This window comes from Streptomyces sp. NPDC002640 (genome assembly GCF_053592575.1).
Genome location: NZ_JBSFVZ010000004.1, coordinates 128,246 through 149,123, shown reverse-complemented (window position 1 = coordinate 149,123; position 20,878 = coordinate 128,246). Strand labels below are relative to the sequence as shown.

General features: G+C 74.4%; 19 protein-coding genes. 13 read left to right on the top strand and 6 right to left on the bottom strand.

The features are described from left to right. Nucleotides 1-24 precede the first annotated feature (24 nt). Nucleotides 25-1,221, bottom strand: coding sequence for a MerR family transcriptional regulator (locus ACWD3O_RS07290; RefSeq protein ID WP_451415121.1), 1,197 nt, complete (start codon nucleotides 1,219-1,221; stop codon nucleotides 25-27). A gap of 160 nt (nucleotides 1,222-1,381) precedes the next feature. Between ACWD3O_RS07290 and ACWD3O_RS07285 the strand changes: the two genes are divergently transcribed. From ACWD3O_RS07285 to ACWD3O_RS07275, 3 genes are all read left to right on the top strand, one after another. Next, nucleotides 1,382-2,008, top strand: a complete 627-nt coding sequence (locus ACWD3O_RS07285; RefSeq protein WP_451415120.1) for an RNA polymerase sigma factor — start codon at nucleotides 1,382-1,384, stop codon at nucleotides 2,006-2,008. Nucleotides 2,009-2,132: 124 nt separating this feature from the next. Continuing rightward, nucleotides 2,133-2,981, top strand: a complete 849-nt coding sequence (locus ACWD3O_RS07280) for a DUF4397 domain-containing protein (protein ID WP_451415119.1) — start codon at nucleotides 2,133-2,135, stop codon at nucleotides 2,979-2,981. Nucleotides 2,982-3,197: 216 nt separating this feature from the next. After that, the gene (locus ACWD3O_RS07275; RefSeq protein ID WP_451414225.1) at nucleotides 3,198-3,533 is read left to right on the top strand and encodes a hypothetical protein; all 336 of its coding nucleotides are present in this window, start codon (nucleotides 3,198-3,200) and stop codon (nucleotides 3,531-3,533) included. 52 nt (nucleotides 3,534-3,585) lie between these two features. Here the strand turns inward: ACWD3O_RS07275 and ACWD3O_RS07270 are convergent, their stop codons facing one another. Then, on the bottom strand, nucleotides 3,586-4,101 hold the full coding sequence (locus tag ACWD3O_RS07270; protein ID WP_451415118.1) for a DUF3515 domain-containing protein: 516 nt from the start codon (nucleotides 4,099-4,101) through the stop codon (nucleotides 3,586-3,588). Nucleotides 4,102-4,121: 20 nt separating this feature from the next. Next, nucleotides 4,122-4,355: an Lrp/AsnC family transcriptional regulator gene (locus tag ACWD3O_RS07265; protein ID WP_356137779.1), complete on the bottom strand. Its 234-nt coding sequence runs from the start codon at nucleotides 4,353-4,355 to the stop codon at nucleotides 4,122-4,124. A 238-nt stretch (nucleotides 4,356-4,593) separates the two neighbouring features. Here ACWD3O_RS07265 and ACWD3O_RS07260 point away from each other — a divergent pair, with 238 nt between their 5' ends. Then, nucleotides 4,594-5,559, top strand: a complete 966-nt coding sequence (locus tag ACWD3O_RS07260; RefSeq protein WP_451414227.1) for a thiamine-phosphate kinase — start codon at nucleotides 4,594-4,596, stop codon at nucleotides 5,557-5,559. Between the two features lie 5 nt (nucleotides 5,560-5,564). Continuing rightward, nucleotides 5,565-6,392, top strand: coding sequence for a bifunctional hydroxymethylpyrimidine kinase/phosphomethylpyrimidine kinase (gene thiD / locus ACWD3O_RS07255; protein ID WP_451415117.1), 828 nt, complete (start codon nucleotides 5,565-5,567; stop codon nucleotides 6,390-6,392). Nucleotides 6,393-6,574: 182 nt separating this feature from the next. On the opposite strand, the gene rpmB is transcribed toward thiD, so the two are convergent. Next, entirely contained in the window at nucleotides 6,575-6,760 is a 186-nt protein-coding gene (gene rpmB / locus ACWD3O_RS07250; RefSeq protein ID WP_151775442.1) for a 50S ribosomal protein L28, read from the bottom strand. Nucleotides 6,761-7,036: 276 nt separating this feature from the next. Between rpmB and ACWD3O_RS07245 the strand changes: the two genes are divergently transcribed. Further along, nucleotides 7,037-8,728 (top strand): DAK2 domain-containing protein, encoded by a 1,692-nt coding sequence (locus ACWD3O_RS07245; RefSeq protein WP_451415116.1) that lies wholly within the window; start codon nucleotides 7,037-7,039, stop codon nucleotides 8,726-8,728. Between the two features lie 528 nt (nucleotides 8,729-9,256). On the opposite strand, the gene ACWD3O_RS07240 is transcribed toward ACWD3O_RS07245, so the two are convergent. Both ACWD3O_RS07240 and ACWD3O_RS07235 read right to left on the bottom strand, forming a co-directional pair. Then, nucleotides 9,257-12,169: a tetratricopeptide repeat protein gene (locus tag ACWD3O_RS07240; protein ID WP_451415115.1), complete on the bottom strand. Its 2,913-nt coding sequence runs from the start codon at nucleotides 12,167-12,169 to the stop codon at nucleotides 9,257-9,259. After that, on the bottom strand, nucleotides 12,166-14,040 hold the full coding sequence (locus ACWD3O_RS07235) for an HSP90 family protein (RefSeq protein ID WP_451415224.1): 1,875 nt from the start codon (nucleotides 14,038-14,040) through the stop codon (nucleotides 12,166-12,168). Before ACWD3O_RS07235 ends, ACWD3O_RS07240 begins: the two co-directional genes overlap by 4 nt. Nucleotides 14,041-14,213: 173 nt before the next feature. Between ACWD3O_RS07235 and recG the strand changes: the two genes are divergently transcribed. The 7 genes from recG (at nucleotide 14,214) to rnc (ending at nucleotide 20,802) form a co-directional block, all read left to right on the top strand. Beyond that, nucleotides 14,214-16,421: an ATP-dependent DNA helicase RecG gene (gene recG / locus ACWD3O_RS07230; RefSeq protein WP_451415114.1), complete on the top strand. Its 2,208-nt coding sequence runs from the start codon at nucleotides 14,214-14,216 to the stop codon at nucleotides 16,419-16,421. 62 nt (nucleotides 16,422-16,483) lie between these two features. Then, nucleotides 16,484-17,071: a 16S rRNA (guanine(966)-N(2))-methyltransferase RsmD gene (gene rsmD / locus ACWD3O_RS07225; RefSeq protein ID WP_451412095.1), complete on the top strand. Its 588-nt coding sequence runs from the start codon at nucleotides 16,484-16,486 to the stop codon at nucleotides 17,069-17,071. Nucleotides 17,072-17,097: 26 nt separating this feature from the next. Next, on the top strand, nucleotides 17,098-17,577 hold the full coding sequence (gene coaD, locus ACWD3O_RS07220) for a pantetheine-phosphate adenylyltransferase (RefSeq protein WP_451415223.1): 480 nt from the start codon (nucleotides 17,098-17,100) through the stop codon (nucleotides 17,575-17,577). 123 nt (nucleotides 17,578-17,700) lie between these two features. Continuing rightward, nucleotides 17,701-18,906 (top strand): cell division initiation protein, encoded by a 1,206-nt coding sequence (locus ACWD3O_RS07215; RefSeq protein WP_451415113.1) that lies wholly within the window; start codon nucleotides 17,701-17,703, stop codon nucleotides 18,904-18,906. A gap of 129 nt (nucleotides 18,907-19,035) precedes the next feature. After that, entirely contained in the window at nucleotides 19,036-19,689 is a 654-nt protein-coding gene (locus ACWD3O_RS07210; protein WP_451412093.1) for a YceD family protein, read from the top strand. Nucleotides 19,690-19,691: 2 nt separating this feature from the next. Beyond that, nucleotides 19,692-19,865 carry a 50S ribosomal protein L32 gene (gene rpmF, locus ACWD3O_RS07205; protein ID WP_052859918.1) on the top strand — a complete coding sequence of 58 codons (174 nt, stop codon included), beginning with the start codon at nucleotides 19,692-19,694 and terminating at the stop codon, nucleotides 19,863-19,865. 19 nt (nucleotides 19,866-19,884) lie between these two features. After that, nucleotides 19,885-20,802: a ribonuclease III gene (rnc, locus tag ACWD3O_RS07200; protein WP_451415112.1), complete on the top strand. Its 918-nt coding sequence runs from the start codon at nucleotides 19,885-19,887 to the stop codon at nucleotides 20,800-20,802. Nucleotides 20,803-20,878: the final 76 nt, after the last annotated feature.

Below are 20,878 nucleotides of genomic sequence, written 5' to 3'. Positions count from 1 at the left end.
CGGGTACCCGGCCGGCCCGCGGCGTCACCTGCGGGCGGCGGCCTCCACCACGGCGACGGCCTCCGCCAGGCCCGGCGGGCGCGGCAGCCCGGCCGCGGTCTGCCCGGCCCAGCCCGGCCCCAGCGTCAGCACCACCGGTCGCCTGCGGGCCCCGCGCACCCCCCATTCGAGGGCCGCGACGTGCTGGGCCAGCGGCCGACTCGCCGTGGTGCGGGACTGCGCCCACAGCCCCACCACCGCCGGCCCGGTCCGGCGCACCGCGGTCACCAGCGACTCCACGGGCAGCGCGCCGCCGAACATGCGCACCGGCAGGTCCCGTTCGGCCAGCGCCGCGGCCAGCGCCTCCAGCGGCAGCGTGTGCGTCTCCCCGGGGACGCAGGCCAGCACCGTGGTGGCCCCCGGCCGGTCGGCGGCCACGGGCGGCGCGTGACGCCGCAGGGCGCCGGAGACGTGCCAGGACAGGAAGTGCTCCACCTCGACGTACCGCTCCCCGGAGGTCTCCCACTTCCGGCCAACCGCCTGCAGCGTCGGCATGATCACCTCCGTCCAGGCGGCGACCGGCCCGTAGACGCGCATCGTCCGGTCCAGCAGGTCGTCGAGGGCCACGGCGTCCAGGCGGAGGGCGGCCCGGGCGATGCCCTTGCACTCCTGGCGCGCGTCGCCCAGCCGCATGCCCGACCCGGCCCGGCTCCGGCCGGACCCGCCCGCGGAGCGCGGCCCGCTCGGTGAGCGCGGCCCGCTCGCGCGGGGAGGCTCGTCCGGGGTGGGCGGCTCGTCCGCGCGGGGCGGCTCGTCCGCGCGGCGAAGCCCGTCCGGGATGGGCGGCTCTCCCGGGCGGCGCGGCCCGTCCGTGTCCCGAGACCCGTCCGTGCCGCGAGGCCCGTTGGTGTCACCAGGTCCGTTCCGGGTGCGCCGGCCGGAAAGAGAACGCGGCTCCGCGCGCGGCGCGGCCCCGGACGCCGCCTCCGCGCGGACCACCCGCGCGGCCTCCGCCGGCGGCACCCCGGTCGCCGTCAGCGCGCACATCCGCTCCAGGCGGGCCAGGTCCTCGGCGGTCCAGCGGCGGTGCCGGCCGCCGGTGTGCGCGGCCGGGCCGAGCCCGTACCGGCGGTCCCAGGACCGGATCGTGGTCGGCGCCACGCCCAGCCGCCGCGCCACCTCGCCGGTGGTCAGTCCGCCCTCGTCCGGCGTCTCCGGCGTCCCGCCGGGTTCCTCGTCCATCTCGTCCGCCTCCTGTCCCGTCCCCGTCAGATCCCGCCGGCTCTTCCTACCGCCTCCAGCTTACGACGCACAAACGACGCATGTTGAGTGCGTCGTTTTCACTCACAAGACTGACAGCACGAGCCGCCGGCAACGGCGGAAACGGCAGGAGGACCAGGTCATGACCACGCACACCGCGCACGCCGGAGTCCGTCCCCCTCCGACGCCGCCCCAGGTCGCGCCCCCGGCGCCGGACGAGGACGAACTCGCCCGCGGCCTGCGCGCCGCCGACGAGCACGCCTTCGCGGCCGTCTACCGGCGGTGGGGCCCGCTGGTCCACACCCTGGCCACCCGCTCCCTCGGCGACACCCACGAGGCCGAGGACGTGACGCAGCAGGTCTTCATCGGCGCCTGGCGGGGACGGGACGGCTACCGCCCCGAGCGCGGGACGCTGGGCGGCTGGCTGGTCGGCATCACCCGCCGGAAGATCGTCGACGCCCTGGCGGCGCGCACCCGGCGCCTGGCCTTGGTCGACACCGCCGCCCGCGCCGACGGCGGAGGGGAGGCGCGCCCCGAGGGCACTCCGGAGGAGGTCCTCGACCGGCTGCTCCTCGTCGACGCCCTGTCCCGGCTGCCCCGCGCCCAGCGCGAGGTGCTGTGCATGGCCTTCTACGAGGACCTCACCCAGGCCCAGATCGCCGAGCGCACCGGCCTGCCCCTCGGCACCGTCAAGAGCCACACCCGGCGCGGGCTGCTCCGGCTGCGCGCGGCCGTCGAACGCGGAGGCGCGCCCCGGGGTGAGGCGTAGACACGGCGCACGGGTGGGAGATTTGGAAGGAATGTCCGTCATGCGCATCCGTCTCCGGGGGTACGCGCGAAGTACGGATGAGACCGCGCAACCGGTGCGGACCCTCGACGAAGGGATCACTCCCATGACCTCCCGGATCTCCAGGACCCCCCTCCTGCTCGGCGCCTCGGCCGGAGCCTGCGCCCTCGCCCTCACCGTCGCGGGACCGGCGGCGGCCGCCACCGCCGCGGACAGCGAACGGACGGGCATGGTGTCCGTCTTCCACGGTGTGCCGGGACTGACCGTCGACGTCTACGCCAACGGCGAGCGCCTGCTCGGCGACTTCAAGCCCGGCACGGTGACCCAGCCGCAGGCCCTGGACGCCGGCAGCTACGACATACAGCTCTTCAAGGCCGGCCAGGGACCGGACGGCAGCCCGGCCCTCGAGAAGAAGGTCGAGGTGCCCGAGGGCGCCAACGCCACCATCGCGGCCCACCTGTCCGCCGACGGCAAGCCGCAGCTGTCGACCTTCGTGAACGACACCTCGAAGACCGAGTCCGGCAAGGCACGGCTGACCGTCCGCCACGTGGCCGCCGCCCCGGCGGTGGACGTGCGGGCCGGCGGACAGCCCGTCTTCACGGGGCTGACCAACCCGAACCAGGACTCCACCGTCGTGGACGCCGGAACCGTCAACGCCGACGTGACCCTCGCCGGCACCGACACCGTGGCGATCGGCCCGGCCGACCTCGACCTGAAGGAAGGCAGCAACAACATCGTCTACGCCTGGGGCAGCGCGAACGACAAGAACCTCGCCCTGGCGACCCAGACCGTCGGCGGTACGCAGTCCTCGCCCACCGGCGGCATGGGCGGCACCACGGCCGCGGCCACCGTGTCCAACTCGCCGGACGCCTGGCTGGCCTGGGCGGCCGTCACCGGCCTGGTCACCCTCACGGGCGTCCACCTGGTCCGTCGTTACGGGGACCGGCGGGACTGACCCGACCGGACACCCTCAACCGTTCCCCTTCCCTTCCCGGACGACCGTCGCCGCGGCGGCGGTCGTCCGCCATGACCGGCCGAGCGGTCGCACGCCCGCCCCGCGGCGGCCGGGCGGCGAGCCCGGCCGTCCTCGTGGAGGCCGCTCACGGCGGGCGGGGAGAGACAGCAGCGGCGGCCCGGCAGGGGCGCCCGAGCGCAGCAAGGATGACGCACGGTGGCGCACGTCGACCCGGCACACCTCATGGAGCTCGCCCTCAGGGACGACGGCGTCCCGCCCGACGACGCGGCACTGCCCCACCTGACCGGGTGCGCGCGGTGCCGCGAGGAACTGCGCGGGATCACCCGGGTCGTCGCCGCCGCGCGGGCCGTGGAGGAACGGGACCTTCCGGCGGCGCCTCCCGAGCGGGTGTGGCGGGCCGTCGCCCGCGACCTCGCCGTGCCGCCCGGCCGGCGCCCGCCCCGCGGTCTGCGCGGCGCGCTCGCCGCCGTACGCCGGTGGATGCGGGGATGCCGCCGGACCACGCGGGGCCGCCGCGGGACCACGCGCTGAGCCGCGAACGCCGCGCGCCTCGGAGGCCGCCTGCCCCCAGGCGCGCGCGTCGTCAGTCCGCGAACTCCTCCGGGATCGTCCGCTCGATCGCCGGCACCAGATCGACCAGTGCGAAGGACCCGGTCTCCGCGGCGACCTCCGCGGGAAGCGTGACCTCGACGTACGCGCGGCGCAGCCCCGTGGTGAACCGGTAGGCCCCGCCGTCGAGTTCCTCCACCACCCACGCCATGCCGTCGATCTCCGCCGACTCCTGCTCGGGATCGCTCATCACGGCAGGCCGCGGGATTCCGCAGCGGAGTATGATCGCCGGGCTTCCCCAGCCCGCCGTGAGGTCGGACGCCGGTTCGGGGTCGGTGCGGTCCCTGCCGTCGACCTTCCCCGGCAACGCCTCGTCGAGGTCGCGGCAGAGCCCGGCCACTTCCTTGTCCGGCGTGGGAACCGCAGCCTCGGCCCGGTCGTCTGCCGAGGAGCAGGCGGGAGCCAGGAACAGCAGTCCGGCCACGCCCGCGCACGCCGAGGAGCGGGCGCGGAGGGCACGGGGACGAGGCCGGTGACGGAAGAAGTTCACCGGCCCAGGGTAGACGGGGGCTACAGATGCACGACCGGGCAGGTCAGTGTCCGCGTGATGCCCTCCACCCCCTGAATCTTGGCGACGACCATGCGGCCGAGTTCGTCGACCGAATCGGCCTGGGCCCGCACGATCACGTCGTAGGGTCCGGTCACGTCCTCGGCCTGGACGACACCGGAGAACTTGCTGACGGTGTCGGCGACGGAGGAGGCCTTGCCCACCTCTGTCTGGATGAGGATGTACGCCTGTACCACGGAACCTCCAGGGCGGCTTCGAGGATCGTGTGCAGAGAAGGACCGCCACGGTATCGCGTAGCCCCACGCCGGGGGGAGACCTCGCCGATCAAGGGCCCGCGCGCCGGAGTGCACCCCTCGGCGCGGGTTGACGCACGACCGCGACTTCGGGCGCAGCCGCCCCCGCGGACAGGTACACAGGTGGACGCATGACACTGATACCCGGAACATCGACCGCTGAGAGGAACGGTGAGACTCGGTGAAGGGAACCGTGGGGGAACTGGGGGAGTTCGGGCTCATCAGGGAGCTCACCTCCCGGCTCACCACCACCCCGGCCGTCCGGCTCGGCCCGGGCGACGACGCCGCGGTCGTCGCCGCCCCCGACCGGCGGGTGGTGGCGAGCACGGACATCCTGATCGAGGGACGCCACTTCCGCCGGGACTGGTCGACCGCCTACGACGTGGGCCGCAAGGCCGCCGCGCAGAACCTCGCCGACATCGCCGCGATGGGCGCGGTGCCGACGGCGCTGCTGCTCGGCCTGGTGCTGCCCGCGGAGCTTCCGGTGACCTGGCCGACCGAGCTGATGGACGGCCTGCGCGACGAGTGCCAGGTGGCGGGCGCCGCCGTGGTCGGCGGGGACGTGGTCCGCGGCGACACCATCACCGTCTCCATCACCGCCCTCGGCGACCTGCGCAACCACGAACCGGTGACCCGCGCCGGCGCGCAGCCGGGCGACCTGGTCGCCGTCACCGGCTGGCTCGGCTGGTCGGCCGCCGGGTACGCGGTGCTGTCCCGCGGCTTCCGCTCGCCCCGCGCGTTCGTGGAGGCCCACCGCCGCCCCGAGCCGCCGTACCACGCCGGTCCGGCCGCGGCCTCGCTCGGCGCGACCGCCATGTGCGACGTCAGCGACGGCCTGATCGCGGACCTCGGGCACATCGCGGAATCCAGCAAGGTGCGCATCGACATCCGTTCCGGCGCCCTCGACGTCCCCACGCAGATGAACGACATCGGCTCCGCGGTCGGTGTCGACCCGCTGCAGTGGGTGCTCACCGGAGGAGAGGACCACGCCATCGTGGCGACCTTCCCGCCCGACGTGAAGCTGCCCGCGCGGTGGAAGGTGATCGGCGAGGTCCTGAACCCGTCGGCGCTGCCGCAGGTCACCGTGGACGGGGCGCCCTGGACCCGCAAGGGCGGCTGGGACCACTTCGCGGACATGGAGGACTGACCGAGATGACCGCGATGACCACGACCACCGCACCACCGCTGGTGCTGACCGTCGCCGGATCCGACTCGGGCGGCGGCGCGGGCATCCAGGCGGACCTCAAGACGATGCTGGCGCTGGGCGTGCACGGCATGAGCGTGCTCACCGCCGTCACCGCGCAGAACTCCCGCGGCGTGCACGGCGTCTGGGACCTGCCCGCCGAGGCGGTACGGGCCCAGTACCGGGCGGTGGCCGACGACATCGGCGTGCACGCGGTGAAGACCGGGATGCTCTCCTCCGCCGAACTGGTCGGCCTGGTCGCCGAGTTGATCGCCGGAACGGTCGCGCCGGCGGTGGTCGACCCGGTCGGCGTCTCCAAGCACGGCGACTCCCTGCTGGCCGACTCCGCGCTGGACGCGGTACGCACCCGGCTGCTGCCCGCCGCCACCGTCGTCACCCCCAACCTCGACGAGGTGGCCCAGCTCACTGGGGTGCGGGTGGAGGACGAGGCGGGGATGCGGCGGGCCGCCGAGGCGCTGCTGGCCCTCGGACCGCGCTGGGCGCTGGTCAAGGGCGGCCACCTGACGGGCGACGCCGTGGACCTGCTGACCGACGGCGACGAGGAGCACTGGCTGCGGGCACCGCGGCTGGACAACCGGCACACCCACGGCACGGGCTGCACCCTGGCCTCGGCGATCGCCTCGCACCTGGCTCTCGGACTGCCGGTGCCGGAGGCGGTGGCGCGGGCCAAGGAGTACGTCACGGGTGCGATAGCCGCCGGGTTCCGGCTGGGCGCGGGCATCGGCCCCGTCGACCACGGCTGGCGCACCCGCGGGAGCCGCACGGGCCGCGGCTAGGCAGCGCACGTCCGGGCGGGAACACCCGGACGCGCGCGGAAACGCCCGCCTGGGAACGCCCGCGCGGGAACAGCAGAAAGCCGGTCCACGGAGTCGTGGACCGGCTCAATGCAGCGAACCGGCAGTGGCCGCGCGTGATGTCCCCGCAACCCGGGGAGTCCCGGGAGAGCGGGTGGTGGACGTCAGCGCGAGACCTTGCCGGCCTTGATGCACGAGGTGCAAGCGTTCACGCGCTTCGGCGTCCCGCCCACCACGGTACGAACGCGCTGGATGTTGGGGTTCCAGCGACGGGGCGTACGGCGGTGCGAGTGCGAGATGTTGTTGCCGAAGCTCGGGCCCTTGCCGCAGACGTCGCAGTTGGCAGCCACGGGTCACTCCAAAGACTTCAGATGCACTTACGGTGGACCCCGGCATGCCAGGGGTCGGATCGAAGGGATCTGAGTGGCCTTGCCAGGGGAATGGCCCGAACGGATCGGGCAACCGGAGCAGCATACAACGACTGCGTCCGTACAACGAAACTACCACGGGACGGGCATCGACCCGCCCGGAGCCCTCACAGGGCGGGCCCCCGCCGGGCACGGCCGGGGACTACGCTGCGTACCGGTCCGGCAGGCCGACCGGTCCGACAGAAACAGGAGGCGCAGGTGCCGAAGGTGCGGGAGACGTTCTTCGACGCATCCGCGGTCTTCGACGCATCAGCGGTGCGCGCCTGGTGCGCCCTGGCGCTCGACGCGCTGGGCAGGGCGCGCGAGGAGATCGACGCGATCAACGTCTACCCCGTGCCGGACGGCGACACCGGGACCAACCTCTACCTGACCCTCGAGGCGGCCGCGGCCGGCGTCGAGGACGTCTTCGCCGGCGGGGCCGCCCCCCGGCTGCCCGAGGTGATGCGGGCGATGGCCCACGGCGCGCTGGTCGGCGCGCGGGGCAACTCCGGCACGATCTGCGCCCAGCTGCTGCGCGGGCTGGCCGAGGGCCTGGACGAGGAGGCCCCGCACGCCGACGCCGCCGGGCTCTCCGCGGCGCTGCGGCGGGCCGCGGACTCCGCCTGGGAGGCGGTGGCGCGTCCCGTGGAGGGCACCGTCCTGACCGTCGCCTCGGCCGCCGCGGCGGCCGCCACCGCGGCGTCGGCCGCCTCGGCGGCCTCGGCCGGCGGCAGCGGTGACTGCGGGGCCGTGGCGCGGGCCGCCTACGACGGCGCCTGCGAGGCGCTCGCGCGGACCCCGGGCCAGCTGGAGACGCTGGGCCGGGCCGGAGTGGTCGACGCCGGCGGGCGCGGACTGGTCGCCGTGCTGGGCGCGCTGGTGGAGGTGCTCACCGGGGAGCGGCCGGCGGCCCTGACCGCGACGCGCCCCGCGGAGGGCGTCGTGGCCGGCGCGGCGGAGACCTGCGCGGCCGGCCCCGGCGGCGGGCCCGCCTACGAGGTGATCTACCTGCTCGACCGGACCGACGACGCGGGCGTGGACCGGCTGCGCGCACGGCTCGACACCCTCGGCGACTCCCTCGTGATCGTCGGCGGCGACGGGCTGTGGAACGTGCACGTCCACGTGGACGACGCGGGCGCGGCGGTCGAGGCGGGCATCGAGGAGGGGCGGCCGCACCGCATCCGGATCACGCACTTCGCCGCCGAACAGGGCGTCGGGCGGCCCGGCGCCGAGGGCTCCCCCCAGGACACGCGGCGGGCCGTGGTGGCCGTGCTGCCCGGCGAGGGCCTGGCGGCGCTCTGTGCGGAGGCGGGGGCGTCGACACTGCTGGCGCCGCCGGGGAGCACCCCGACCGCGGAGGAACTGCTGAAGGCGGTGCGCGCGGCAGGGGCCCGGGAGGTCGTCCTCCTCCCCAACGACGACGAACTGCGGCCGGTGGCCTCCGCCGCGGCCGAGCGGGCGCGGGCGGAGGGGATACGCGTCGCGCTGATCCCCACCCGCGCGGCCGTCCAGGGCATCGCCGCCCTCGCCGTCCACCAGCCGGAACGGAGCTTCGACGAGGACGTCGTCTCCATGACCTCGGCGGCGGGCGCGACCCGCTTCGCCGAGGTGACCGTCGCGGACCGGCAGGCCTGGACCATGGCCGGCATCTGCCAGCCGGGGGACGTGCTCGGCATGGTCGAGGGCGACGTCGCGCTCATCGGCTCCGACGTCACCGCCGTCGCCCTCGACGTCCTCGACCGCATGCTCTCCGCGGGCGGCGAACTGGTCACCCTGGTCCTCGACGACACCGCCCCCGAGGACCTGGCCACCACCCTCGAGACCCACGTCCACGACCACCACCTCGCCGTGGACACGATCATCCACCGCGGCGGCGCCCAGGGAGCCCCGCTCCTCGTCGGCGTGGAGTAGCGCCGACGGGGCGTCCGGCGGGAAGCCGGACGCCCCTCGCCCGCCCCTGTCCGAGCAGGCTCCCGCCGTCGGTCATCCAACCGGCGGCGATCGCCGGAACGGCACCTGCCGCGATGAGCCCGACGGGCCGCCGCTGCAGTGTCAGGCGCATGCCGCCGATGCGGATCTCGAGATAGGGACGTCTGTCAGTGGCCATGATGGGTCGGGGGTTCGAGGACCGTTGTCCCCCGGCTCCTTTCGTCGTGGAGCGGTCCTCGGCCGCCGCCTCGGCAGTGCTCGGTCGCTCTGGTCGCGCCGGGGCGGTCGGACTGCCCCAGCCAGGACGGCGAGCCGGATGGGAGCAGTGGGCGGCTTCGGCGAGCCGCTTGACAGGAGCATGCACCGGCGACAGATGCGGGTGCTCCGGATACCGGTATTCGCCATCTTTCGCTACCCATGGCCAGGGACGTGACCCCGGGAAACCGCCCGTTCCGCCCGTTCGCCCGCCCGCGAGGGCGGGCGAACGGGCGGGCAAGCAGGCGGCGCGGGTCAGGTCCGCGTTTCGCGGAGCAGGGTCTCCGCGTCGGCGCGGCGGGTGGCGAGGGGGCCGTCCGGGTCCGCGTCGCAGGCGGTGAGGACCTCGCGGGCGCGGGCGGCGGCGTCGGCGGAGCGGCCGAGGGCGTCCTCGAGGCGCCCCAGGGTCAGGAGGGCGTCCGCGTGGGCCACGCGGGCGACCTCGCCGAGGGACGCGAACCCGGACACCGCCTCCGTGAGGTGCCCGTGGGCCTCCTCGGACGGTCCCTCGTGGTCGGCGAGCAGGCCGCCGAACTGGTGGTGGGTGCCCGCCAGTTCCGCCGCGGCCGGCAGCCGCCCCGCCTCGTCCTCCGCGACCGCCGACGCCTCCCGGCACGCGGCCAGCGCCTGCTCCATCAGCTCCCGCGCGGCGCGCACGTCGTCGTCCGCCGCCAGCCACGCCCGGGCCCGCAGCGCCCGCACCTGTCCCGGCAGGTCGCCCAGCTCACGCCAGAGCTCCCCGGCCCGCGCGTACGCCGCGTCCGCCTCGGCCGGCAGCTCCGCCCGGGACAGCGACTCGGCGGCCAGGTGCGCCAGCGTCGCGTGGTCCCGCTGCTCGGGCCACCGCGCCGCCAGCTCCGCGGCCCGCAGCCGCCGCTCCGCCGCGTCCCGGTGCTCGCCGAGGGAGGCCAGGCAGTCGCCCAGCCACCACAGCGTCTGCACCACCGTGCCGTCGCCGTGCGACTCCGGCGTCAGGTCCGGGAGGGTGGACTCCAGCACCTCCGCCGCCTCCGCCCAGCGCCCCTGCCGGTGCAGCAGCCCGCCGAGCCGGTGCCGCGCGTACGCGCCCAGCGTGGCCGACTGCCCGGCCTCGTCGGCCCAGTGCGCCGCCTCCAGCGCGTGGTCGGCCGCCTCGACGACGGCGTCCGCCTCCGCGAGCACCTCGCAGAGCTGCAGGTGGAGATGGGCGTGCCCGGTCGGGGGCAGCGCCTGCCCGCCGTGCTCCAGCGCGGACCGCAGGTGACCGGCCGCGGCCTCCGGGTCATCGAGGTGGTGCGCGATCGCGGCCAGCCGCGACTCGTACTCCACCGTGTACCAGGGCAGTCCGGCGTCGAGGAACTGCCGTACCGCGAGCGTCAGTTCGGGAACCGCCTGCTCAGGTTCCGGGGACAGGTCGCCCAGCATGGCGTGCGCCTCGGCGGTCCGCGAGAGCAGGTGCGGGTCCTCGGTGTCCGGGGCGTGCTCCGCGACGAAGGCCAGCACCTCGCGGGCCGCCTCCCGGGTGAGTTCCGCCGTCCCGGCCTCCGCCGCCGGATCCGGCTCCTGGCCGTCCGTGCCCTGGGCGAGCCGCAGCAGCACCCGCGCCCTGGCCATCAGCACCAAGGCGGTCTGCCGCACCCCGGTGTCCCCGGCCGCGAACAGCGACAGGCACTGCCGGTACGGCTCGGTCACGTCCTCCAGCGCCCCGTCCAGCTTGCCGCTGAGCGTCCGCGCGTACACCCCGCGGGCCCGCGCCGCCAGCGCCTCGCCCAGGTCGCCGGCCTCCGCGTACAGCCCGGCGGCGACGGCGAACAGCTCCACGCCGTCCGGCCCCAGCCCCAGCGCCCGGTGCTCGGCGATCTCCGCGCGGTCCCGGACGGTCAGCCGTGCCCCCTCGGGATCCGCCCCCTCGGGATCCGCCCCCGCGGCCCGCTCCACGGCCTCCCACGCCTCCACCGCGCTCGGCAGCAGCGCCTCCGACCGCCGCCGCGCCTCGGCCAGCAGCCCGGCCAGGTCCACGGGACCGGCGGACGGTGCCGCGACCGGCGCGACGGGCCGGGGCGCCACCGCGGCCGCCGCGACCCGCAGGCCCAGCGGCAGGCGCTCCACCAGCGGCTCGCGCGCCATCCGCCGGCGCACCAGGTCGCTCACGTACGTCGTGCCGTTGCGCCGGTCGAAGGCCTCCGCCAGCGACAACGCCCCGGTCCGCGCGTGCGCGGCCAGCTCCGCGGCCGTCCACTCCCGGCCGGCCGGCCCCGGCACCCGCCTGTCACCCAGGCCCAGCGCCACCAGCCGGTCCATGACCAGGGCCGTCACCGCCAGGTAGTCCTTCCTGCTCGACGGGTGCCCGTCGTCGGTGAAGTACGACGGCCGCTCGGCCAGCAGCTCCAGCGCCCGCGCCTCGTTCCCGGTGAGCGCGCAGAACTCCACGTGCTCGGCGTACGAGGACCGCATGCTCTCGGTCGCCCGCACCAGCCGGAAGCCCCGCAGGTGGTGGGCCTTCGCCTCGTCGAGGCGGCCCAGCCGCAGCAACGGCAGCAGCGAGGCAGCCAGCACGTTGTGCGGCTCGTGGGCGCAGGTGAAGCGGCCCTCCAGCACCGGGGCCCACAGCTCCAGCGCCTCCTCGTCCCGGCCGTTCACCACCTGCCACCAGCCCTGGCCCTGCAGTTCGCAGGCGTAGCAGTCGGCCATCCGGTCGCGGTCGGCGGCCAGCCAGGCCTGGTAGGCGCGTTCGGCGCGCTCCAGGTCGCCGACATGGCTGGCGACGTGGAACTCGCAGGAGCGCACCGCCCGTGCGGAGTGGCCCGCCAGCCGGTAGCGGCGCTCCATCTCCGCCAGCCAGTTCTCCATCGCGTCCAGCGGGATGTGCGGCTGCCCCAGCATCCCCGTCGACATCCACTTGAAGCGCCAGAACAACGAGTGCGTCTCGTACGCGTCGAAGTCCTCCGGCCGCTCGTCCCACATCCGTAGCAGCCGGGCGAAGGGCACGAACGCCTTGTCCTTCTCCGAGCTGTAGTTGTAGACGGTCAGCTGGTGGCCCAGCGCCTCGATCACGGCCAGCGGTATGCCCAGCGCCTCGGCGTCGGCGAGCAGTTGCTCGGACCGGGCGTTGCGCGCCGGGCCCTCCGGCCGCTCGCCGTTCTCCGCGATCGCGCGGCGCAGTTCGTCCAGGCTGGTGACGGAAGTCAACGGACGTCCTCCTCGTTGTCGCCGGGCGTGGCGTCGCCGGGCGCGGCGTCGCCGTGCGTGGCCCACTCCAGCAGGCCGAGGAACGCACGGTTGAGCAGCGCGGTGTCCGCCGGCCGCAGCGGGCGCTGCGCCATCAGCAGCGCCTGCCCGTACAGGGACTCCGTCGCCGTGCCGATCAGCTCCGGGTCGGTCAGCGAACCGATGCGCCGGATCAGCGGGTTGAGATGGTTGAGCACCAGGCGGGCGCGCGGCGCGCCGCCCCGCAGCGAGCCGAGGATCCCCGACCACAGGTCGTCGGCCCGGTCCTCGGCCTCCGCGCGCGCCTGCTCGTGGCGCGCGGAACGGTCGTCCAGGTGCAGCGCCGGCACCGTCATCGGGTGGAACGCCCGCAGCGCCACGTCGCAGCCCAGCGCGTCCAGCCGGGCCCGGGCCGCCGCCAGGAACGGCTGCAGCGCCAGCTCCACCGACGGGTCCACGGCGTCCAGGTGGGCGGTCACCACGTCCGCGTCCAGCTCGGCGACGACCGTGCCCGGCCGCACCGACGGCAGCGCCTCCACCAGCTCCGTGTCGTAGGTGTAACCGCCGTTGACCACGCCGACGCCCTGCGCCGAGGCGATCGCGGAGACCTGCCGGTACTCCTCCACCGTCCGCGTGTAGTGCACGACCCTGTGCCGCTGGGCGAACTCCTCCAGCGAGAGCTGCCCGTCCGTGGTCTCGAACGGCAGCCAGGGCAGCATCACCCGCAGCATCTCGGTGTCGTGCCGCGCCAGCGCCTTGACCCCCAGGTGGTGCACGGCCAGGAACGCCCGCAGCCGCTCCGGGTCGCCCGCCGCCAGCCCGGTCAGCCAGGACCGGATCCGCTCGCCGAGCGCCTCCCGCACCGCCGCCAGCGTCTCGTCCTCGTACAGCGACTCACGGGACGCGGTCGGCCGCAGGGTGTCCGTGTCCAGCACGCAGCGCACGAAGAACGCCCAGTCCGGCAGCAGCTCGTCCGCCCGGTCGGTCAGCAGCATGCCCTTGAGGTGCACCCGGTGACCGGCCCGTTGCGCCGGGCTGACCGCGGCCGGCAGCACGTACGCCACCCCGCGCACGCCGGCCACCGGCACGTCCAGGTCGACCGAGTCCAGCGGCGTGAAGCCGAACAGCTCCCGGCAGTGCCGGGCCAGCGCCACCCGGCGGGTCGCCGGGCTCTGGTACGACCGGTCCCAGGGCGCCGGCAGGTCGGTGACCGCCTCGTCGCCCACCCGCACGTCGTACGGCAGCAGCGAACCGAAGTCACGGGCCAGCTTCAGCACCCGCTCCTCCTCCAGCCACTGCGCGGCCCCCGCGCGCGCCCGCAGGTGCACGGTGGTGCCCGGCTCGGGCCTCTCCTCCTCGGGCAGCGTCCGCACGGTGTACGAGCCGTCGTCCGTCGCGCGCCACTCCACCGGCGGCGCCCCCGGCGTGCGGGCGCTGCGGCTGACCACCCGGATCTCCTCGGCCACCAGGAAGCAGGCCAGCAGGCCGATGCCGAACTGCCCCAGGAACCCGGAGCGGGCCGACTCCAGCGAGGCGGCGTCACCGCGCTTGGAACTGCGGCCGATGGTGGCCAGCAGGCTGTGGACGTCCTCCTCGGTGAGGCCGACGCCGGTGTCCTCCACCCGCAGCGTCCCCGCCCCGGTGTGCAGCCGCACCCGGGCGGGCGCGTCCGGATCCACCGCGCGGCGCGCGGTGACGGCGTCCACGGCGTTCTGCAGCAGCTCCCGCAGGTAGACCCTGGGGCTGGAGTACAGATGGTGGGAGAGCAGGTCCACCAGACCGCGCAGGTCGACCTGGAAGGAGTGCGAGGCGGAGGGAGCGGACTGGTCTGGCTTCGAGATCTGAGAGTCCATCGTCACGGCGCCGGTGGGGGAGACAGCGGATCGGCGCGGGGTCGGGCGGCACCGTGTGGGGCGGTGGTCCGCGGGTCGGTGGTGGCCGGACGCGTCATCCTAGGAGCTGAAGAACACACCTGACCAGGAGTTTCCACAGGCATTCCGTGGCCTTGTCGCACCCGTGGTGTGGAATGGGGGGCGTGCCCGCACTGGAAGAACCCCTGAAGAAGGTGCTCGGCCCCGCCACCGCGAAGGTGATGGCCGAGAACCTCGGCCTGCACACCGTCGGCGACCTGCTGCACCACTACCCGCGCCGGTACGAGGAGCGCGGCCGGCTCACCCGGCTCGCCGACCTCCCCATGGACGAGCACGTCACCGTGGTCGCCCAGGTCGCCGACGCCCGGCTGGCGACCTTCGCCTCCAGCCGGGCCCCGCGCGGCAAGGGCCAGCGCCTCGAGGTCACCATCACCGACGGCAGCGGCCGCCTCCAGTTGGTGTTTTTCGGCAACGGCGTCCACAAACCCCACAAGGAACTGCTCCCCGGCACCCGCGCGCTCTTCGCCGGCAAGGTCTCCATGTTCAACCGGCGTCTGCAACTCGCCCACCCCGCCTACGAGTTGCTGCGCGGCGAGGACGCCGCCGAGACGGTCGACAGCTGGGCGGGGGCGCTGATCCCGATCTACCCGGCCACGGCCAAGCTGGAGTCCTGGAAGCTGGCCAAGGCCGTCCAGACGGTGCTGCCCGGTGCCCAGGAGGCCGTGGACCCGCTGCCGGCCGGCCTCCGCGAGGGCCGGGGCCTGGTCCCCCTCCCCGAGGCGCTGCTCAAGATCCACCGGCCGCAGACCCCGGCCGACGTCGAGGACGCCCGCTCCCGCCTCAAGTGGGACGAGGCGTTCGTCCTCCAGGTCGCCCTCGCCCGCCGCCGCCACGCCGACGCCCAGCTGCCCGCCGTGCCCCGCAGGCCCACCCCCGACGGCATCCTCGCCGCCTTCGACGCACGCCTGCCGTTCACCCTCACCGAGGGCCAGCGGAAGGTGTCCCGGGAGATCTTCGACGGCCTCGCCGCGGAGCACCCGATGCACCGCCTCCTGCAGGGAGAGGTCGGCTCGGGCAAGACGATGGTCGCGTTGCGGGCCATGCTCGCCGTGGTCGACGCCCAGGGGCAGGCCGCCATGCTCGCCCCCACCGAGGTGCTGGCCCAGCAGCACCACCGGTCGGTCACCGAGATGATGGGCGACCTCGCCCAGGGCGGCATGCTGGGCGGCGCCGAGCAGGCCACCAAGGTCGTGCTGCTCACCGGCTCCATGGGCGCCGCCGCCCGCCGCCAGGCACTGCTGGACCTGGCCACCGGCGAGGCCGGCATCGTCATCGGCACCCACGCCCTGATCGAGGACAAGGTCCAGTTCCACGACCTCGGCCTGGTCGTCGTCGACGAACAGCACCGCTTCGGGGTCGAGCAGCGCGACGCCCTGCGCGGCAAGGGCAAGCAGCCGCCCCACCTGCTGGTGATGACGGCCACCCCGATCCCGCGCACGGTCGCCATGACCGTCTTCGGCGACCTGGAGACCTCGGTCCTGGACCAGCTGCCCGCCGGGCGCTCCCCGATCGCCACCCATGTGGTGCCCGCCGCCGACAAGCCGCACTTCCTGGCCCGCGCCTGGGAACGCGTCCGCGAGGAGGTGGAGAACGGCCACCAGGCCTACGTGGTCTGCCCGCGCATCGGCGACGAGGAGGACGACCCGAAGGGCCGGAAGAAGAAGGAGGAGGCCGAGACGGCCGACCGTCGGCCCCCGCTCGCCGTCCTGGAGGTCGCCGAGCAGCTCGCCGGCGGCCCGCTCGCCGGCCTGCGGGTCGAGGTGCTGCACGGCAGGATGCACCCGGACGACAAGGACGCCGTGATGCGCCGGTTCGCCGCGGGGGAGACGCACGTCCTGGTCGCCACCACGGTGATCGAGGTCGGCGTGAACGTGCCCAACGCCACCGCCATGGTGATCATGGACGCGGACCGGTTCGGCGTCTCCCAGCTCCACCAGCTCCGGGGCCGCGTCGGCCGCGGCTCCGCACCCGGGCTGTGCCTGCTGGTCACCGACGCGCCCGAGGCGAGCCCCGCCCGGCAGCGGCTGAACGCGGTGGCCTCCACCCTCGACGGCTTCGAGCTCTCCCGGATCGACCTGGAGCAGCGCCGTGAGGGCGACGTGCTCGGCCAGGCCCAGTCCGGCGCCCGCTCCTCCCTGCGGGTCCTCGCCGTCATCGACGACGAGGAGGTCATCGCCCAGGCGCGCGAGGAGGCCACCGCCGTCGTGGCCGAGGACCCCGACCTCACCGCCCACCCGGGCCTGCGCACCGCCCTGGACGCCCTCCTCGACGAGGACCGGGAGCAGTACCTGGAGAAGGGCTGAGAGACTGGAGATCCACAGCACGCCGTCGCACCGGACGCCGAACCAGAGGACCTGAGCAGCAGATGAGCCGCGTGATCGCCGGGACGGCGGGGGGACGCCGCCTGGCCGTCCCCCCGGGCACCAGTACCCGTCCCACCTCGGAACGGGCTCGCGAGGGCCTCTTCTCCACCTGGGAGGCGCTGCTCGGCGGCCCGCTGGAGGGCGAACGCGTGCTCGACCTGTACGCCGGCTCCGGCGCCGTCGGCCTGGAGGCGCTCAGCCGCGGCGCCGCTCACGCCCTGCTGGTGGAGGCCGACGGCCGCGCCGCCCGCACCGTCCGCGAGAACGTCCGCTCGCTGGGCCTGCCCGGCGCCGAGGTCCGCAACGCCAAGGCCGAGCAGGTGATCCAGGGACCGCCCCCGGGCGACCCCTACGACCTGGTCTTCCTGGACCCGCCGTACGCGGTCACGGACGACGATCTCCGGGAGATTCTCCTCACACTCCACGCCGGAGGCTGGCTCGCCGACGAGGCGCTCGTCACCGTGGAGCGCAGCACCCGAGGCGGCGCTTTCAGCTGGCCCGGCGGTTTCGCACCACTGAGGTCCCGTCGTTACGGCGAAGGCACCTTTTGGTACGGTCACGCCGCCTCCACCAGCGAGGACGCGTCATGACCGGACCGGAGAGCGAGGGATCTCACGTGCGCCGCGCCGTATGTCCCGGGTCGTTCGACCCCATCACCAACGGACACCTCGACATCATCGCCCGAGCCTCCCGTCTGTACGACGAGGTGTACGTGGCCGTGATGATCAACCAGAACAAGAAGGGCCTGTTCACGGTCGAGGAGCGGATGGATCTGATCCGCGAGGTGACCGCCGACTGCGCCAACGTGGTCGTCGAGTCCCACCACGGCCTGCTGGTCGACTTCTGCAAGCAGCGCGACATCCCCGCCATCGTCAAGGGGCTGCGCGCCGTCAGCGACTTCGACTACGAGCTGCAGATGGCCCAGATGAACAACGGCCTCTCCGGTGTGGAGACCCTGTTCGTCCCCACCAACCCGACGTACAGCTTCCTGTCCTCCTCCCTGGTCAAGGAGGTGGCGGCCTGGGGCGGCGACGTGGCGCACCTGGTGCCCCCGACCGTCCTGACGGCACTCACCGAGCGGCTGCGCCGGAACTGAGTCCACGCGGCGCCGACGCGCCGGGGACGCAGGGACGTCCCGTCATCCGTGTCGGACGGGACGGTGGTCGCCGTACAGTCGTCCCGTCCGTCTCCAACCAGCTGTAGAGAGTGGCGAGTCCAGGTGGACGTGCAGAACAAGCTCGACGAGATCGTCGGCATGGTGTCAGGTGCCAGGTCGATGCCCATGTCGGCCTCGTGCGTGGTCAACCGCGCCGAGCTCCTCGCCCTGCTGGAGGAGGTGCGGGACGCCCTGCCCGGCTCCCTCGCCCAGGCGCAGGAGCTGATCGGCGGCCGCGAGACGATGGTCCAGCAGGCCCGCGAGGAGGCCGACCGGATCGTCGAGGGCGCCCACGCCGAGCGCGCCTCCCTGATCTCCGGCACCGAGATCGCCCGCCAGGCCCAGCAGGAGGCCGAGCGCATCCTCGCCGAGGCGCGGGCCGAGGCGGAGGAGATCAAGGCCGAGGCGGACGACTACGTCGACTCCAAGCTGGCCAACTTCGAGGTCGTCCTCACCAAGACCCTCGGCTCGGTGGGCCGCGGCCGCGAGAAGCTGCTCGGCACCGGCCCCGGCCTGGACGAGAACGGCTACGAGGACGAGGACGCCCCCGAGCGCAGCCACGACCCGGAGACGCTGCGCCGCGACGCGGACAGCTACGTCGACGCCAAGCTGGGCGCCTTCGAGGCGGTCCTCGCCAAGACGCTGGAGGCGGTCGGCCGCGGCCGGGACAAGCTCCAGGGCCGCATCGCCTCCGACGCGCTGGCCGACCTGCCGGTGGACGAGGACGGCATGCCGCTGCACCACGAGAGCGACGCCGACTACCTGGCCGGGCTCGCGGACGCCGCGCAGGCCCCCGACCGGCGCCTGGACCGGCACGCCGAGCAGCGGGAGCCCCGGCTCCCCCAGCAGCCGCAGCACCAGCCCCAGCACCAGCCGCAGTACGACCAGCAGTCGCCGTACGAGCACCAGCAGCCCTCGCCGTACGAGCAGCAGCCCGCCCAGGACCCGTACGGCTACCAGCAGCCCCAGCCCGCCGCGGCCTCCTACGGCGGCTACGACCAGTCCCAGCACTCGCAGGGCTACGGGTACGACTACACCCAGGCCGACTCCTACGGCGGCTACGGGCAGCAGCCCCAGCAGCAGCCGCAGCACCAGCAGCCGCAGCACCAGCCGCAGCAGGGCTACGAGCCGGACTACGGGCAGCAGAACGGCTACGGGGCGCCGGCCGTCCCCGCTCCGGCCCGCGCGCTGGACGAGACCAGCTTCTTCGACACCAGCATGATCACGCCGGAGCAGATGCGCGCCTACGAGCAGGGCCGTGGCCAGTAGCGACGCGTCCGGCGGACGGCGTCGAGGGGGGCGGGTTGGGAGCCGGTCGAAACGTCCAGTATCCTGGCTCTTCGTCGTGCCTTCTCGGCGCGACGTCCCCCCTCATCTCTTCGCAGACCTAAGGCTGGAATGGCTCAGAACGCCCGCCTCGACCACCGCGACCCTCTCGTGTTCGACACGCATGAGCTGGGGCGGCGGCCCGGTGCGCTGCAGCGCCTGACCAGGACGGTCGACGCGCCCCGTGACCTCGGCATCGCCGACGTGATCGGAGTGCCGGAGGGCGCCCCGGTCGAGCTCGAGCTCCGGCTGGAGTCGGTCCTGGAGGGCGTCCTCGTCACGGGGACCGCCCGTGCGAAGGCCGAGGGGGAGTGCGTAAGGTGTCTGGAGCCGCTCGAGCGTCAGCTCGTGGCGGACTTCCAGGAGATGTTCTCGTACCCTGACGCCGACGACCGGGGCCGCCCCAAGGCGGAGCCCGGCGACGACGCCGAGGACGACGAGGACACTCTGCACCTCGAGGACGGCATGTTCGACCTCGAGCCCGTGCTGCGTGACGCGGTGGTACTCGCACTGCCGATGCAGCCGGTGTGCCGGGAAGACTGCCCCGGCCTGTGCCCCGAGTGCGGGGTGCGGCTGGCGGACGACCCGGACCACCACCATGACGCCGTCGACATCCGTTGGGCGGCTCTGCAGGGACTCGCCGGTTCACTCGAACCCGGCGATAAGGACGAGATGAGCGGCGGCGCGCCTCAGTCAGCACGCGCCGACGAGAAGCAGGAGAAGTAGCCGTGGCTGTTCCGAAGCGGAAGATGTCGCGCAGCAACACGCGCCACCGCCGGTCGCAGTGGAAGGCTGCGGTCCCCACCCTGGTGTCGTGCGAGCGCTGCCACGAGCCCAAGCAGCAGCACATCGCGTGCCCGTCTTGCGGCACGTACAACAAGCGCCAGGTCCTCGAGGTCTGAGCGGCTGGTGAGAGGCTCCATGTCCAACGCCAAGAAGGCGGACACGGCCTCGTCCCACACGCTTCTGGAAGGGCGGCTCGGGTACCAACTCGAGTCCGCCCTTCTGGTGCGTGCGCTGACCCACCGTTCCTACGCGTACGAGAACGGCGGCCTGCCCACCAACGAGCGGCTGGAGTTCCTCGGGGACTCCGTGCTCGGCCTGGTGGTCACGGACACGCTGTACCGGGTCCACCCCGACCTCCCGGAGGGCCAGCTGGCCAAGCTCCGGGCCGCGGTGGTCAACTCGCGCGCGCTGGCCGAGGTGAGCCGTGGGCTCGACCTCGGCTCCTTCATCCGGCTCGGCCGCGGTGAAGAGGGCACGGGCGGCCGGGACAAGGCATCCATCCTCGCCGACACCCTCGAAGCGGTGATCGGCGCGGTCTATCTGGACCAGGGTCTGGACGCGGCGGCGGAGCTGGTGCACCGCCTGTTCGACCCGCTGATCGAGAAGTCCTCGAACCTGGGCGCCGGCCTGGACTGGAAGACCAGTCTCCAGGAGCTCACCGCGACCGAGGGGCTCGGCGTTCCCGAGTACCTGGTCACGGAGACCGGCCCCGACCACGAGAAGACCTTCACTGCTGCCGCCCGCGTCGGAGGCGTCTCGTACGGCACCGGCACCGGCCGCAGCAAGAAGGAAGCGGAGCAGCAGGCCGCGGAGTCCGCCTGGCGGGCCATCCGGGCCGCCGCGGACGAGCGGGCCAAGGCGGAGGCCGTGGAGGCCGCCGCCGCGACGCCCGCCGCCGACACCGGCGCGGACGCGGTCGCGTCCGACGCCGCCTCGGCCGAATCGGCGGCCTCGGCCGCCGAGGAGGCGGAGCCGACCGGCGAGGCCGGCACGTCGCAGGCCGGCACGCCGCGTGGCGGCGGACCGGCCGACGCCGAGCAGGCCTCCGCCTGACCCGGCCCGTCCGGCCGGCCCGTGCGCGGCGCGCACGGACCACCGCAGTACACCCGCGAACGCCCGCCCCCGGACC

Excerpts from the sequence above, each read along its gene's own strand:
- ACWD3O_RS07290 (WP_451415121.1), bottom strand. The coding sequence starts at position 1,221 with ATGGACGAGGAACCCGGCGGGACGCCGGAGACGCCGGACGAGGGCGGA.
- ACWD3O_RS07285 (WP_451415120.1), top strand. The coding sequence starts at position 1,382 with ATGACCACGCACACCGCGCACGCCGGAGTCCGTCCCCCTCCGACGCCG.
- ACWD3O_RS07280 (WP_451415119.1), top strand. The coding sequence starts at position 2,133 with ATGACCTCCCGGATCTCCAGGACCCCCCTCCTGCTCGGCGCCTCGGCC.
- thiD (WP_451415117.1), top strand. The coding sequence starts at position 5,565 with ATGACCGCGATGACCACGACCACCGCACCACCGCTGGTGCTGACCGTC.
- ACWD3O_RS07235 (WP_451415224.1), bottom strand. The coding sequence starts at position 14,040 with ATGGACTCTCAGATCTCGAAGCCAGACCAGTCCGCTCCCTCCGCCTCG.
- recG (WP_451415114.1), top strand. The coding sequence starts at position 14,214 with ATGGGGGGCGTGCCCGCACTGGAAGAACCCCTGAAGAAGGTGCTCGGC.
- rsmD (WP_451412095.1), top strand. The coding sequence starts at position 16,484 with ATGAGCCGCGTGATCGCCGGGACGGCGGGGGGACGCCGCCTGGCCGTC.
- ACWD3O_RS07210 (WP_451412093.1), top strand. The coding sequence starts at position 19,036 with ATGGCTCAGAACGCCCGCCTCGACCACCGCGACCCTCTCGTGTTCGAC.
- rnc (WP_451415112.1), top strand. The coding sequence starts at position 19,885 with ATGTCCAACGCCAAGAAGGCGGACACGGCCTCGTCCCACACGCTTCTG.